This is a genomic window from Shewanella sp. SM69 (assembly GCF_025653985.1).
GTDB classification, from domain to species: Bacteria; Pseudomonadota; Gammaproteobacteria; order Enterobacterales; family Shewanellaceae; genus Shewanella; species Shewanella oncorhynchi.
Genome location: NZ_JAKKRV010000001.1, coordinates 677226 through 691663, shown reverse-complemented (window position 1 = coordinate 691663; position 14438 = coordinate 677226). Strand labels below are relative to the sequence as shown.

Annotated in this window: 16 protein-coding genes; 9 read left to right on the top strand and 7 right to left on the bottom strand. The window is 44.8% G+C overall.

Annotation, left to right across the window (positions count from 1 at the left end; all coding sequences use genetic code 11):
• Positions 1-360 precede the first annotated feature (360 nt).
• Positions 361-1230, top strand: a complete 870-nt coding sequence (locus L5M37_RS03185; RefSeq protein WP_317630085.1) for a 4'-phosphopantetheinyl transferase family protein — start codon at positions 361-363, stop codon at positions 1228-1230.
• 88 nt (positions 1231-1318) lie between these two features.
• Positions 1319-1864 (top strand): hypothetical protein, encoded by a 546-nt coding sequence (locus tag L5M37_RS03180; RefSeq protein ID WP_105249737.1) that lies wholly within the window; start codon positions 1319-1321, stop codon positions 1862-1864.
• Positions 1865-2034: 170 nt separating this feature from the next.
• Here L5M37_RS03180 and L5M37_RS03175 read toward each other — a convergent pair whose 3' ends face one another.
• A complete protein-coding gene (locus L5M37_RS03175; RefSeq protein WP_263199360.1) occupies positions 2035-4023 on the bottom strand; it encodes an alkyl/aryl-sulfatase in 1989 nt (662 codons plus the stop codon).
• Between the two features lie 123 nt (positions 4024-4146).
• Here L5M37_RS03175 and L5M37_RS03170 point away from each other — a divergent pair, with 123 nt between their 5' ends.
• Positions 4147-5088: a LysR family transcriptional regulator gene (locus tag L5M37_RS03170; RefSeq protein ID WP_131523816.1), complete on the top strand. Its 942-nt coding sequence runs from the start codon at positions 4147-4149 to the stop codon at positions 5086-5088.
• 82 nt (positions 5089-5170) lie between these two features.
• Here L5M37_RS03170 and queF read toward each other — a convergent pair whose 3' ends face one another.
• Entirely contained in the window at positions 5171-6028 is an 858-nt protein-coding gene (gene queF, locus L5M37_RS03165; RefSeq protein ID WP_105249734.1) for an NADPH-dependent 7-cyano-7-deazaguanine reductase QueF, read from the bottom strand.
• Positions 6029-6087: 59 nt separating this feature from the next.
• Between queF and syd the strand changes: the two genes are divergently transcribed.
• Positions 6088-6738 carry a SecY-interacting protein gene (gene syd / locus L5M37_RS03160; protein WP_263199359.1) on the top strand — a complete coding sequence of 217 codons (651 nt, stop codon included), beginning with the start codon at positions 6088-6090 and terminating at the stop codon, positions 6736-6738.
• Between the two features lie 95 nt (positions 6739-6833).
• On the opposite strand, the gene L5M37_RS03155 is transcribed toward syd, so the two are convergent.
• Entirely contained in the window at positions 6834-7607 is a 774-nt protein-coding gene (locus tag L5M37_RS03155) for a Zn-ribbon-containing protein (RefSeq protein WP_105249732.1), read from the bottom strand.
• The gene (locus L5M37_RS03150) at positions 7607-7990 is read right to left on the bottom strand and encodes a hypothetical protein (protein ID WP_263199356.1); all 384 of its coding nucleotides are present in this window, start codon (positions 7988-7990) and stop codon (positions 7607-7609) included. Before L5M37_RS03150 ends, L5M37_RS03155 begins: the two co-directional genes overlap by 1 nt.
• A gap of 165 nt (positions 7991-8155) precedes the next feature.
• On the opposite strand from L5M37_RS03150, the gene L5M37_RS03145 reads away from it, so the two are divergent.
• Positions 8156-8563 carry a DUF3192 domain-containing protein gene (locus L5M37_RS03145; protein ID WP_263199355.1) on the top strand — a complete coding sequence of 136 codons (408 nt, stop codon included), beginning with the start codon at positions 8156-8158 and terminating at the stop codon, positions 8561-8563.
• A gap of 11 nt (positions 8564-8574) precedes the next feature.
• On the opposite strand, the gene L5M37_RS03140 is transcribed toward L5M37_RS03145, so the two are convergent.
• Positions 8575-8808 (bottom strand): DUF2789 domain-containing protein, encoded by a 234-nt coding sequence (locus tag L5M37_RS03140; RefSeq protein WP_028760620.1) that lies wholly within the window; start codon positions 8806-8808, stop codon positions 8575-8577.
• A 149-nt stretch (positions 8809-8957) separates the two neighbouring features.
• Between L5M37_RS03140 and L5M37_RS03135 the strand changes: the two genes are divergently transcribed.
• Positions 8958-9605 carry a GNAT family N-acetyltransferase gene (locus tag L5M37_RS03135; RefSeq protein ID WP_107402277.1) on the top strand — a complete coding sequence of 216 codons (648 nt, stop codon included), beginning with the start codon at positions 8958-8960 and terminating at the stop codon, positions 9603-9605.
• Positions 9589-9894 carry a DUF962 domain-containing protein gene (locus L5M37_RS03130; protein WP_263199353.1) on the top strand — a complete coding sequence of 102 codons (306 nt, stop codon included), beginning with the start codon at positions 9589-9591 and terminating at the stop codon, positions 9892-9894. Before L5M37_RS03135 ends, L5M37_RS03130 begins: the two co-directional genes overlap by 17 nt.
• Before the next feature lie 1720 nt (positions 9895-11614).
• Here L5M37_RS03130 and L5M37_RS03125 read toward each other — a convergent pair.
• Positions 11615-12001, bottom strand: a complete 387-nt coding sequence (locus tag L5M37_RS03125) for a DUF3301 domain-containing protein (RefSeq protein ID WP_006080967.1) — start codon at positions 11999-12001, stop codon at positions 11615-11617.
• Complete coding sequence (locus L5M37_RS03120; protein WP_263199351.1) at positions 11998-13011, bottom strand: DUF3549 family protein; 1014 nt, start codon at positions 13009-13011, stop codon at positions 11998-12000. The genes L5M37_RS03125 and L5M37_RS03120 overlap by 4 nt, the downstream gene beginning before the upstream one ends.
• 162 nt (positions 13012-13173) lie before the next feature.
• On the opposite strand from L5M37_RS03120, the gene L5M37_RS03115 reads away from it, so the two are divergent.
• Together L5M37_RS03115 and truC are read left to right on the top strand one after the other, a co-directional pair.
• Entirely contained in the window at positions 13174-13494 is a 321-nt protein-coding gene (locus L5M37_RS03115) for a YqcC family protein (protein ID WP_263180967.1), read from the top strand.
• Positions 13481-14326, top strand: a complete 846-nt coding sequence (truC, locus tag L5M37_RS03110; protein WP_263199349.1) for a tRNA pseudouridine(65) synthase TruC — start codon at positions 13481-13483, stop codon at positions 14324-14326. The genes L5M37_RS03115 and truC overlap by 14 nt, the downstream gene beginning before the upstream one ends.
• Positions 14327-14438: the final 112 nt, after the last annotated feature.

The following is a 14438-nucleotide window of genomic DNA, read 5'->3' as shown; positions in this document are numbered from 1 at the left end:
TCGCGGGGTAAAATAGCCCAATATTGGCTTACTGGCCCTTTCGTCATGAATGAGACTGTGCGGCTAAACCTATTAATTTGGGCGCAAAATCTTGGCGCAATTGCAGCAAAAATTTGCGCTTAGGATGGCGTTCAGAGTCGTTCTAAGAATTGCTCTAATTAGAGTGCAGCTAAGAATTGCTCTTATTAGAGCGTGGCAAAGAATTGAAATAGGGCTTAGTTGAAACTATTTAAGATGCATAATGAAATCAGAGAATGATGAACCAAGACAATACCCAGATAAGAATGTTGCTAAGTGCTCTCCCAAAAGCCAGACAATGATAACCATCAGCCGCAAGGCTTTGTCCTGCAAGGCTCTCAAATGACCGACTCCAGAACATCTAGCAAAAACGGCGTGAATGTGGATCTATTTTTTATTCCACTGAGCGATATTTCATTGCCGCAAACATCACTCGCTCAGTCTTGGTTAAGTGATAATGAACTCGCTAAGGTCGCGCGTTATCGCGATCCCAAGGCGCAAATGAAGGGATTACAGGTCAGGGCAGCGTTGCGGGCCGTGTTATCTCGCTATGCGGATTTATCGCCACACGAGTGGTGTTTTGAATATGGCGCTAAGGGTAAGCCGAGTTTAACGGCAAAATTGCAACAGCAAACAGGGCTTGAGTTTAACCTAAGCCATAGCGGCGATTGGTTATTGATTGGTGTGACTCAGTTTCATGGTGTTGAGTCTGGGTTATTTGGGGTTGATATTGAAAGATCGCGGCCGAAGACGGATATCTATCCAATCCTAAATCATTATTTTTCCGCCCAAGAAACTGCGGCTTTGTTGACCCTTGTCGATGAAGCGAGTCAGCGGCAGCGCTTTTTCGATTTATGGGCGTTAAAGGAGTCTTATATCAAGGCGACTGGCCTAGGTTTAGCGCAGTCGCTTAAATCCTTCGGCTTTGATCTTAAGCCATTCGAACAATTGGTGGCCGGATCGGTTGAGCTTAGATACCAAGATGCTGCGTTGATGCCGTTCTGTGGTGTAGCGCCTTTGCTGAGTGTCTATCCTAATATTCCGCTGCAAACCATTGATGCAAGTTCATTGTATTGGCAAACCTATTTTGGGCGTTTGACCGAGGAATACCGTTTTGCCGTGAGCTTAGGGTATGCTGGCAACACCGAGATTTCCATAATGCTAACGGCGCAACTGAGCAGCATAGAAGCCTTACTTGCCGATTATGGTTAACTGGTCTTATTCATCTTCGGTTAAACATTGCTGGGTATAGTAACGCCCATAATATTTTGAATTTGAATGAAATAAATGAGGTTTAGCAATGAAACGGATTAAGTGCCTAATACCTGCCACTATGATGGTGTTGCTATCTGGTTGTGGTTATTTTGGTGGCGATGAAAAGCAGCAATTAGAGCAGGCTTGGTTAGCCCAAGATCCACAGTTGCAGCAAGTGGTTGAGCAAATTCGTGCCAATGGCTTAGATGTTGTGGCTCAAAGCGCGGCAGCAGGCACAGTTTCGGCCTGTGTGGCTGAAAAACTCAGCCAAGATCCGCTGGGTAAGTTAGTCAATGTTGAAGGCTCGCTGGTGGAGTCCGCTAAGGTGGCAGAGTTGCTGGGTGACTTACAGAAAGTAATGGAGCAAGACATCAGTTTTGATCAGGTCGCGAGCTTGTTACAAAAGGGCGCCGATGCGGCGGCTTATGCTAAAAGTCTTATCGAGCAACAAGGTTTAGATCAAGCCTTACAAAGCCTTAAGCAAATGGTGACCGCGAGCGAGCAATTTGCCCAGCAAGACTTAGGCGCGCATTTTCAGCAGTTATTGCTTGAGTGCAAAACTTCAGTCCCAACGCCAGAGTCTGCGAATTAATTTTCTTACTTTAATCTGGCCTTTAAAGATTGCACGAGAGAACATGTCGTGCAAATGGCTATCCGTACTTCACTCTTGCTTACAGAACACGACTCGCCAAGTGTCAGAATGGTTAGTGCTAGTGTGATTTTTCCATAAAAACGCCCTGAAGGTTCAGGGCGTTGATTTGGTTATTTCGTGCTTGGTAGTGGGACGATTTCAAAGCTTTCATCGAACTTTACTAAGGTCGACGCTATCTTACCGAAGGCATCTTTATCACCTTCTAACTTGGCAGTACCCTTAGCCAGTAACTCTTTAAGTGTGACTTTTCCGAGTAAAATCCCCGTAATATAGCGTTTATCAATATAAAGATTGGCATCGGCCTCCATCGGTTTATCAACCTTAATATTGCTTAAATTACCGTTACTTAGTTCAACATAGAGCGTTTCTTGGGTGTCGGGGTTAATCACATTAAGCCTGATTAGCCCAAGTTCAGCAGCTTTGAGGCTATCGACTTTTACGGCGAGGAAGTCAAATAGGGTCGATATGTCCATTTCTCCTAAAATATCTGCAGAGGCCGATTTAGGCGCGCCGGGTTGAATGCCTACGCGTAACTCTTGGGCGCCAGTGAGGTAAATGTTGCGCCAGCCAGCACCTTCGGCTTGATAACCCAGTTGCTCATAGGTATCGGCAAGTAATTGTCTTGCCTCTTTGTTATTAGGTTCTGCCATCACGACTTTATTGAGTGCGGTGGCCACAAAACGGTACTCGCCTTGGGCATAGTCGGCTTTGGCGTGTTTCACTACGGCTTTGGCACCGCCCATATACTCCACAAATTTCGTCGCTTCATCTTTTGTCGGTAGTGGGTTTAAGTTGGCGGGATTCATATCGAAATAGCCAAGGTACATGTTGTACACGGCTTTGGCATTATGGCTGTAGGTGCCATGGTAACCATTGGTGTACCAAGTATCGCGCACAGCCTTAGGGATAGTGGTTTGAATCGCATCGCCAATATCTTGAATACCCACGCCATTATTGGCTAAACGCAGGGTTTGATTATGCACTAGGCCATAGTTATCCCTTTGCATTCTTAAGTATTGGTTTATATCAGTATTGCCAAATACGGGGGCTGAGTGGGCAGTGAATATAACCTGTGCATCATTACCAAAATGAGTCAGTAATTCGTTGATATCCTTAGACCATTTTATCGCATCTCGGACTTTTGCCCCGCGTAAGGTATAAATGTTGTGCATGCCGTGGTAGGTGAGCTCTGCGGTCCACAATGCTTTCATTGAGGGAATATAGGTGGCCATTTCCGAGGCGGCTTCTGTGCCTGAGGCATCCATAAACACCATGTCGATACCATCAATGGTGAGTGTTTCCCACTTGTCTTTGGCATTTAAGGTGACATCGGGTTTAACGTAGGTCACTTCGCCTTTGGATAATCCCTTAGCAAGTGCGGCATCGACAATGCCTTGATCGTTTCGCTCTAATGTTGCGCCGTATTGATAGGCGGCGCGGCGGCTCATGGCATTACCAGCGAGGACGTTCTCGTCGACAATTTCTTTGGTGATGTTATTGGAACCATAGACTTTGACGTTTGGGAACATGTCTTTGATGGCGCGGGATCCGCCAAAATGATCTCCATGACTGTGGGAATAAATCATTGCGACTACGGGTAAGTCATTGCCCTCGGGCAAGTGTTTAAGCGCAAACTCAAGGGATTGCTTTGCTGACTCTTTGGTCAGCAGTACGTCATAAAGGATCCAGCCTGTTTTACCGCGGATAAGGGTTAAGTTCGATAAGTCGGTGCCACGCACTTGATAAATGCCATCTGTGACCTTGTATAAGCCGTTAGACACCATATTCAATTGGGCTTGGCGATAAAGTGAAGGGTTTACTGTGTCTGGGGTTTTGTCGCCAATAAAGCTGAAATCGGCACGTAAAATGGCTGCTGTTGGTTCATCTAGTTCAGCAATAAGATTTTTAGAAAACTCTTCAAAGGCTTTTTTATCGGCAAAATTAAGGCTTGCTGCCGTGGCTTTGTTTACCGCAATGGTTTGCTCGGTGGCAGGCTTTCCCTGATAGTGCAGGCTAATATGTTCATGCTCGTGTTCCGCGGCCACGGCGCTTAAAGAGAAGCTGGCGATAATACTCATTGTCATCAAAGATTTTTGCATTATTTTACCTACTAAAAAGTGGGATAGTGTCGTTGATGGTTTGAGTATAGCCAGCTTGTGTATTTAGATAACTCGAGTTAGCTTGGGTTGTAATATTCATATCGTGAATGAGTGAACTCCCTTATGCCGACACGAAAGCCATTAGATTTAAATTTATTACGCGTGTTTATGGTGGTTTACCGTACTCGTTCATTCACTCAAGCGGCACAGGAGTTAGATTTAACTCAGTCTTCCGTGAGCAATGCGATAAGCCGGTTCAGGGCTTGGGTCGGGGAGTCGCTGTTTAATCGAGTTGGACGGGGAATTGAGCCTACATCGGTGGCACGGGAGATGTACCGTAAATTTGAGCAGCCCATGGCGGATATTGAAACCGTATTACTGGGGTTTGAGCATTTTGATCCCAACACGAGCCAGCGGCGCTTTTATGTATATGCTAATGAGTCGGTTATCGAAGCGCTGCAATCAGGCGTGCAGGCTTTGTTACAGAATGCGGATATTGAAGTGATTTTCCGCGAGTCGCCGCCGCAGGAGGATGAGCTATATCGCGATATTTTGCTTGAGCGGGTCGCCGTTGCCATAGACATTAAGCCCGCGCAGCAAAGTTTGCTCTCGAGCAAATTACTCTTCACCGAAACCCTCGTTTGTATCGTCAGTTTGCAGCATCCTCGTATTCAAGGTGCTATCACCCATGGGCAGTATTTTGAGGAGAAACACGTCTTTTTAAATATGCGGCGTTTTAATTTGACTGCAGGGGATTTGTTTACCGAAGGCGTGTTACCAAGGCGCAAAATGTACAGTGAGCAATCATCTTTATTGAGTATGTTTGCAACTGTCGGCAAAAGTGAGGCGATAGGCATAGCGCCTTTGCGGTACGCCAGTCAGTACGCTGAGATGTTCGGCTTACAGATTTTACCGATGCCCCTGAAAACAAGGCCAATTGATTTGTATATGGTGTGGAGCAGTAAATATACCCAAAACCCGAGCCACCAATGGCTACGGCGTTTATTGCTTAATGCGAGTGCAAACACTGTGAATAAAAAAGCTCTGAATCTAGCGAGCAGCTAGGGCTAGCGATTCAGAGCTTTGTTGCAGTTTTTAAACCTTATTTTCTATCTCAGATTGTTAATCTAATCGCCTAAGAAGGTCATTACTGTCTTGCGAGTCTGTGGCTTTCACCAGGTTGCTCGAAGTCACTGCGATAAGGGTTGATATCTAAACCACCGCGACGCGTGTAGCGGGCGTAAACTGTCAATTTAGTGCAATGGCAAAAACGTTTTAAATCGACGAAAATTCGCTCGACACATTGCTCGTGGAATTCGTTATGTTGGCGGAAAGAAATCAAATAGCGCAGCAGTTTCTCGCGATCGATTTTAGGGCCTTGATAACGGATCATCACGCTGCCCCAATCGGGTTGCGAAGTGATCAAACAGTTGGATTTCAGCAGGTTTGAATTAAGCGTTTCCGCGACCGTTTGCTTATCGTCTGTACTGTTAACTAAGTAATCAGGATTAAAACTATAATCGCTGACTTCAATATCGAGATCGTCAATACAAGTGCCTGGTAACTCAATAATACGCTGAATACCAAAGCTTTTTGGCTCGATAATCTTAACGCTAACATCACCTTGAGCACACTGACTTAAGTCTTGCACTAAGGTTTTTTGCAGTGAATCTAGGCTATCAAACTTGGTTTGATTAAAGCTATTGAGATACAGTTTGAACGATTTCGACTCAATCAGATTCAGGCTTTCATAGCTTAAATGAAATTCAGCTATGGCCACCATAGGCTTACCTTTGGCATTTAACCAAGACAGCTCATAACCCGTCCAGATATCGGCACCATGAAACGGTAACGTCCCAGTGAGTGCAATAGCATTACGGTTTAGTGAGCGTGGAACCCCTTGCAGCAGCGACGCATCATACTCGGCTTGGTAGTCGGTGGCTTTACCTAAAGTCAGGCCAACAAGCGCTTGCGCATCACTATAGGGATCGTGATTCTGTGTCATCAATACTGTTTCCATGTCAAAATAGGCGCACATTATACCTGAAATTGGATTGTGCTTAAGTGTCTTGTCTGCCCGCACTCGATAAATTTTTGCAAAACTATCATCAAGCTTACTTAACGAGTTTAGGTGAACTACCGCGTTATTACCCACAGGGTGAGCCTTCTGTGTGTATTCAAGGCGAATTTCAACCGGATCTTGAACAGGCCGTTTCTTGGCAGCCAGTGAAACGCAAAGTTGAAGGCAGTTTCGCCAATGTAGAGCATGCACTGGAGTTAACTTTATGGCCAGAGATCAATGATTTTTACGGTCATTATTTCTCCGCCCCAGTATTATTTGACTCTAAGTGGGGCACGGGGGAGTTACTGCAAGTCTGGAATGATGACGATTTTAACTGCCTGCAACAAAACTTAATTGGTCATCTGATGATGAAGAAAAAACTGAAGCAGTTACCGACTTGGTTTATCGGTCTGTTAGATGAGGGAGATAAAATGCTCACCATCAATAACAGTGATGGTAGCGTATGGATTGAAATCCCTGGTGAAGTGCAATCTGAGCAATTGTCCTCGAGTTTGACTGCGTTTATTGAAGCATTATCGCCACGGATAGCACCACCCGTTAAACATGAAGAACTGCCTATGCCCGCATTAGAACATCCTAGTATTTTTGCCAGCTTTAAACGTATGTGGCAAAACCTTTTCGGTAAACGTTAACTTCTGTGAGCGACATTTTTATTTTCAACCTAAGTATTAACTCAATCTAAGCATGGGTTATCTTAGGTTGAGTTTTGCAAGGGGATAAACAGGTGTTATTGATGATCCCAAGACAGATTCGACACTATGCGGCAAGGTTCGCAGCGAAAATGGAACATATCCAATAAAGGTTCATCGAGTTTCCAATCATGACTGCCACAACGTGGGCAAGGTCGCGTTTTTTCTGTGGCTAAATCTTGGCCGCCAACGCGATATAAGTAGTAATAGGTCGGGATCTGAGTGAGATATTCGATACGACCGCGCAAATCCCAACCTCTGCGAAATAAATCACTGTCAGGACTCGATAATTCCTCTAGCGCGGCAAATTCTGCCTTAGTGGCCGCCGCCATTTGCAACTCGTCGCAGGCTTGCCATTCGCTCTGCCAACGGATAATACGTTTATGATCGCCATTAAAGGTTGCGGGTATACGGTACAGGGGAATGGGCAATAAATTGTCGCCGCTGCGTAGGGGCGAGCACATATGCACAAAACTGGTGTATAGCAGTTGCCAGCTGGGTGTTTCGGTATTACTTACTTCAGAATTGATATCCTGACCAATAAACTTTTCCCGCGGCGCGAGTAGTTTAGCGTCGGTTAATTCTACTAAGGCTTTTTTGACCCAAGGGCTGTGATATTTGTGCGCTAAACTGCTTTTCTCTGGCATCAATAAACGCACTCTAAACTCACCGTCATTAAAGGCGACCGCAAATTCTCGTCCTAAGATTTGGCCATTAGCTCGATAGGCTTCAAGGAGCTGATTAATGGCCTTCTCGGCGGCAGATATCGTGGTGTCGGCGAAGCATTCGAAGCGCAGTTCAGTGACAAACATTAAGCTGTTTTTCCTTGGGTTTCTAATAAGTTTATGCGTTGTTTAAGTTCAAGCAGTTCGTTTTTTAATTGCATTATTTCTGTTTTTTGCTGCTCAGCATGACGTTCAAAATACGCCTGTTGCATCTGCATGCGCTCGGCGAGCACAGCAAGGGTTAAGGTATCGTTAGTTGCGGGAACGTCAGTTGTAGGGCTGATAGTTTGCAACTCAGCTAAACGCTCGCGATCTGCCTTAGGCATAGATTTAAATTGCTGTAAGCCTTGGATCAATATAGGTAAAGGTAGGCTACTACCTAAACGGGTTTTAATTAAGGCAAGGCTCGATACTTTATCGCAGGCTTCGAGCGAACGTGCGGCCGCTAATACTTGGTCAAGGGGACTCATAATTAGCAAAATTCCTTAATTTGTTGAATTGTTTAAACCAATTATTAAAATAATAATTAATTTTTTCATTTAAAAACAGTGTGTTGTCTTGTGGCATTTATTTTGCTTATTGTCCAGCCGAAATACCATTTTTTAAGCTTCAATAATAATTACACAGGATGTCACATGATGAACCATAAATTGAATAACAAACTTATCGCCATCACTTTTTTAGGGCTCGTAAGCTTAGGTCTTAGCGGCTGCGTGGTCAATGTCGGTGATGGAGAATCGGGCTGGGATAGCAGCGAATCTTGGGAGAAAGTGCAGGATAAAAATCGCACTAACTTAACCAAACTGAGCTTAGGTATGCCTAAAGACCAAGTGATGATCTTAATGGGCACCGCTGATTTTAGTGAAGCCTATATTCAACAAAGTGCTCAACAAGGTGAAGCCAATAAAGAAGTCTTAGTGTTATTTTATCGTACCCTGCGTAATAATGGCGATGGAAAAACCACTAAGGATGAATGCACGCCTATCGTGCTGAGCAACAATGCCTTAGTGGGTTGGGGTGAAACGGCTTACGGTAAAATCTGAACCAACGAGTCTTATCGTTTACGTAGCTGAGTGTCTAATTGCTCAATGGGCTCAGTCCAGAGGGCATCGGCTTCTAAACCTTCAATGATAAAGCTCTTTTGGGCTGGGGTCCAAAAGGGCGCTTGGCTTAAATGGATGTGATGGTCGATATCATGGGTTGCAATAAACTGCGCTATGGCCTCGTCGCTACTGTCTAAACCGAGTTGCTCAAACAAGTGGCTTAAGTCTACTGGAGTTGTATCCATCATTATTTCCTTTTCAGTATAGTGCCTTCGTTTAGAGTAAGCGCCTGATTGAAAAATGCAATCTATGATTAAAATTTGCACTTTTCCGTTTCCTTGGTAAATTAATTGTTACTCATAAAAAGTGTGAGCTAAGTCAAGGAATACTAATAATGGACAATGAAACCTTGGAAGACTGCCGTGCAGTCTATTTGACCGCGGAAGACTTACGCATTGCCGCCTCTATCCTCTATAACGCTTACCATGATGATCCTTTTTTTGTCGATTCACTTTTCACCTCAGATAAAGCCGCTTACGAGCAAAAACTGCGCGCCGCGATCCGCGAAGAACTCAATACGTTATGGCAACAAAAACAAGCCCTCATTGGTTTATTCGACCATGAAAGACTGGTTGGTTTAGCCTGTGTGGTAACGCAAGAAGTGCCTTTGGGAGAAGGGCGTTACTGGCATTGGCGCTTAAAGATGTTGTTAGGTACTGGCTGGCAATCGACCCAAGCTTTGATGAAAAAAGAGTCCAGTATTGTCGAACTCTTACCCAGTAAGCACTGCGGTATTTTGCAGTTTATCGCCCTTGCACCGAACGAGCAGCATAAAGGACTCGGACATAAGTTAGTCCAAGCGGTAGTGAGTTGGTGTGATGAGCAGCCGGATTTAGATGGCATTGGTGTGTTTATCGCCCAGGAGAGTCATCTGCAATTATTTACCCAGCATGACTTTGTCTCTTTAGGCGAGCTCAATATCGGCAGTGTCCATGGCCAGTTGTTATTCTATTCGGTTCAACAAGATGACTCACTCTTATAAACGGTTCGTCGATTTCTATCCTTTCTATTTATCCCAACACCAGCACCCGACTTGCCGGCAATTACACTTTGTTGGCAGTTGCTTAGTCCTGCTGCTGATTGGCATTGCCTTGGTTTCACAAGCATGGTGGCTATGTTGGTTTATTCCGGTCGTTGGCTACGGTTTTGCGTGGGTGGGACACTTAGTATTCGAGAAGAATCGACCCGCGACATTTCAGTATCCCTTTTACAGTTTGATGGCTGATTGGGTAATGTTTGCTCAGATGATCCGCGGCTTTTTTAAGCGTTAAAAAAATTGCCCGAGTGAGATGCCCATGCCCGTGTGAGAGATCGCTTACAAACGTTGTAGGACATAATGTTTTCTTTTTGATTGTTTTTTGTTCTGCGACATTTAATTTTAAATAGAATCATTGGGTTGTATTTATTTTCCTTTGGTTGGTCCGTAATTAATTTTGTAGTCCGTTCTTTGAGCCGAACAAAAAAGTTAGGGTTAACGTAAAATTCACTCATGGCCAAAGCAAATGGATAGCAAGGAAAGAGAAACAGGCCAAAGGGACGCAAGAAGCAACGAATTAAGATTTCAAGGTTGAAATCGCTGACGGTAGGAAAACTGTCATTCGTCTGGGATAGGCTAAGGAAAAGCAGGATTGCTTTTCAAGGATGATTAGGGACAGTGAGTTGTATCGTCAGGATGATGAATTTCAGGAAGAATACAGGACACGCTTAAGGATTAAGCATGAACTCGAAATAGGATGTGTCGAGATAAGGATAAAGTATAAGGGTGAACAGCTTGTACTAATCTATGGAAAATAAATTTTGCAGGATGCAATAGGAATACGTCATAGGAAGTGACAGGCTCTGTAAAAAGGATTTACAGGTCAAGGGACTGAGTGTTATCTCACGTAAGTTTGATACACAGGGACGAAAAGGGATTACAGGGACGACGCAGGACGCAAGCAGACGCATGGATGGTGCAGGGAGCACAAATCGAGCAGGACGGCTTACAAAGGATAAATGGGGCGCACTTTAGTTGCGCCCTTTTCTTTGGTTCATTTTCAGCATTAATCTGGCTTTGCCAAGCTATAACGCTATTCACACAGACTTTATCTTAACGCTGCTTAAAGACATCTTGCCGTAAAACATGTTTACCAGTCTTACTTCTCTTATTGCCCAATGATTTACTCTCTGTGTTCTGGTCATTCGCCGAATGCTTGTCGAATTTTGAGCGATAGCGGTTTATGCATAAGTCCTTCAGGGGAGAACATCTAGCACTTGCTTACTTTTGATTTGAATTGCCATCCTCCGTGTAAGAGATCTCTCACAAGTATGTAAGTAATTTGTAAGTCTAAAGGGTGGTTATGTCTCTGGGTTAGTTATTATTTTAATTTATATCAGTAGGTTAACCTGTTTGTTATCAGTTGGGTTCACCATTTTTGTTAACATTTTAAATAATCCACAATGAGTACTTTCGTTGGTTGGCGTAGAATTCATCTTGTAGAAGGAATTGCGGGCAACAGGATGTTGGCGATCAGGATGATCGAACAGTGACTAAGGAATGTGACTTAAGGAAAGATAGGGATATAGGCCTTTCAGGATGAAAGAGAGCCAATACCAAGGAAGGGAGACTATCAAGGATTGATAGACTCATTGCATAGGATGGCAATGGCACAGGGAGTGCAATTGAATGGATGCAATACCCGTTTCATGGATGATGATGGAACCGCTCAGGAAAGAGCAAGCTTGGGACTGGATGACCAAGAGATAGGGAAGTACATGAGTACAAGGACCTCAAGGATTGAGCAGGGATGAAGCAGGACGCAGATTGACGCATGGATGGTGCAGGGAGCACAAAAATAGCGGGATAGCTTAACAGAGAATAGGAGGGCGTGGCTTTAGGGCCGCGCCCTTTCTTTTATAACTTTTACAGTGAGTTATTTTGCAGCACCAGAGAATAACTGATTATTCTCAATTCTGGCGAACAGCTTATTTGGGCATCATAGTCGATAATACTTAATGACACTTGCCTGAGCTACAGCCGCTTTGCGTACCACAACCGCCAAATTTCCCCTGCGCTGTCGGCGCCTCTTGCCATTCGGGCTCCGGGAAGATAGGCCATTCGATTTTTTGAATTTTCTTGCCTTGCATCCAAATATGGCCACTGTACTGGTTAATGCCGTCGGTGCTGAATTCAAATAAATATTTCGCTTTCCAACAAATCCCCGTGGTGCCGCCAATGCTAGGGCGGGCGGTTTCCATTGCTATGGCTAATAGTTGCACTTTTTGTCGCCAACATTCTTTTTCGGCAAAAATACGGCTCAACTCTGCCATTTGGCGTAGTTGCCAAAAGAATGCGGCAATCACGACGAGGCCAATAATTAACAGTAAATCTGACATCATTTGCTAGCTGCCTTAAACAAACCACCTATGGCTTGTGATAGTTGAACACTTCGATTGGGATTTCTTAATTCGCCTAGTAGTTGATTGCGCAAACTAGGAATTGCCACAATATCAGCAAAGACCTGATTAAAAAAGGCTTGGGGCTGCAGTGCCAGAGCTTCTAAGTAAAGACTGCGACTTGAATCTTGTTTTAATACCGACCAGTTACGTCCGGCAATGCTGATGAGGGCATTGGTATCTAAAGAGGATTGGCCGTGTAGATGCGCAAACGCTTTTTGGCTGTGTTTGGCGCTAGAAGCCAAAGCGCGAAGGAAATAGGCTTGGTGCTCTGGCGCTGCGTCTTGAAGTTTCGCGAGAATCTTATCGGCGAGTGTGTCGCTAAGCAGTAAGTGTTCAAGACATTGACATAGGGCGATTTGCACTTCGATGGCGGCTGTATCAAAACTCGATACCAAGTGCTGCTCATGATCAAATTCTTTTGTGCGTACACACACATCGGCTATGCCTTGCATTCCAATATGTTGCCACTGTGATGGGGCTACTTGGCCTGACAGATATTGCACGGCAAACTCGTATTGTGATGAAGCGCGTTGGCCAAGTTGTTTACGAACGAGTGCGTTAAATACGGCCAGTTTTTCCTGGCTTGGCTTGAAGTTAAACGGATTATTTGCGAGTCGTTCTTGCTGCTCATCACTAAGTGGCTGAGTGGGATCTTGCCCTAATGCCGCTAATATCATTTCGATAAATTGTGAGCGCGGTGCGGGCGACAGTAATCCTTGCTCATCTAACGCCAGTTTTAGAAACCAAATAAAGTGCTGCTGGCTAGCATCCCAAAAGACAATAGCAAATTGTGCATGCCCTTGAATGGGATAAGGATAAGGGGCTGACAGAGATTCGATTTGGTGAAACGCGAGCATATCAATATGTTGCACCCTACGGCCAAGATCATACACTTGGAACTGGGTTTTGGCTGTGGTTAAAAACTGGCTTAAAGTTGTAATTTCAGTCATTTGGCTGCCATATCAATCAAAGAGGCTCAATAAATTGGCGCCATTATAGGGGGAAGTGCGTCTGGATGGTATGATTGCGGCACTTTAATCGACCTATTCGGCCAGTGAATTGTGGGGAGTTCTTGAATCACAATGGCTAACATGAGAATGGATCTGAAAGCTATGTTATACAGTCAAACCCAAGCTAAATTGGCTCAGATTACCCACGCGCTGCAAGCGGCCGAGTTGTGGTCTGAGCAAGCGCCTTCTCCCGCTGCAATGGCAAGCACAGCACCTTTTGCCTGTGATCTTATGCCCCTTGAGCAGTGGCTGCAGTTTATTTTGCTGCCTAGAATGCAGACTTTAATCGAAACGGGGGCGCCATTGCCGACTCAAATTGCGATTGCCCCTATGGCTGAACATGTTTGGCTGGATATGCCCCCGCGCCAAACTTTAATTAGCCTATTAAATGAATTGGATATGTTGTTAAATGAATCAAGATGATATCTGGCTTGAAACGCCTGAAAATGCAGTGAATGTATCCCAAGAGGATGATTCAGAAGAGCAGGCGCCTGAGATTGAAATTCTTTATGAAGATGAGCATTTAGTGGCAATTCATAAATCCGCAGGCTTATTGGTCCACCGCAGTTATTTAGCGCGTCGGGAGCGATTTTTTGCCATGCAGCTGACCCGTGATTTAGTGGGCTGTCATGTGTTTCCTGTACATCGTCTCGACAGGCCGACATCCGGCGTGCTCTTGTTTGCCAAGAGTAGTGAAGTGGCCAATGCTCTGTGTGAGCAATTTGCCTCCCATACGATTGAAAAACAATATTTGGCTTTAGTGCGCGGTAATATGCATGAGAGCGGTATTTTAGATTATGCGCTTAAGGTTGAGTTGGATGAATTAGGCGATAAGAATGCCGATCCTAATAAAGCGGCGCAGGAGGCTGTGACGGCGTATGAGCCGTTACTCAATACTGAAATTCCGTATCAGTCAGGCCGATATCCCACTAGCCGATTCGCACTGGTACGCTTGAGTCCTAAAACGGGGCGTAAGCATCAGCTTAGAAGGCATATGGCACATTTACGCCACCCCATCGTCGGTGATACCACCCATGGCGACGGTAAGCAAAATACGTTTTTTCGTGAGCATTTCGGTATTAATCGCCTGTGGCTTATCGCGAAAAAACTCACCTTTACACACCCAATAACTCAAACTCGGCTCAGCATAGAAACCGAGCTTGAGTCCGAGTGGGAAACTGTGTTTGCCGAGCTAGGTTGGGATGAGGCGACCTTGAGTCAGCAAGCTGAGTTATTCATCGCCCAAGAGGCGTGAACAGCAAGCGGCCAATGCTTGATATGGTGATATCAACTTAGCCGCGTGAATAAAATTAAGTGCATTCACTTTGCTTTGTTATTGAAACTAAAGTCATCGAATTAAAAACGAG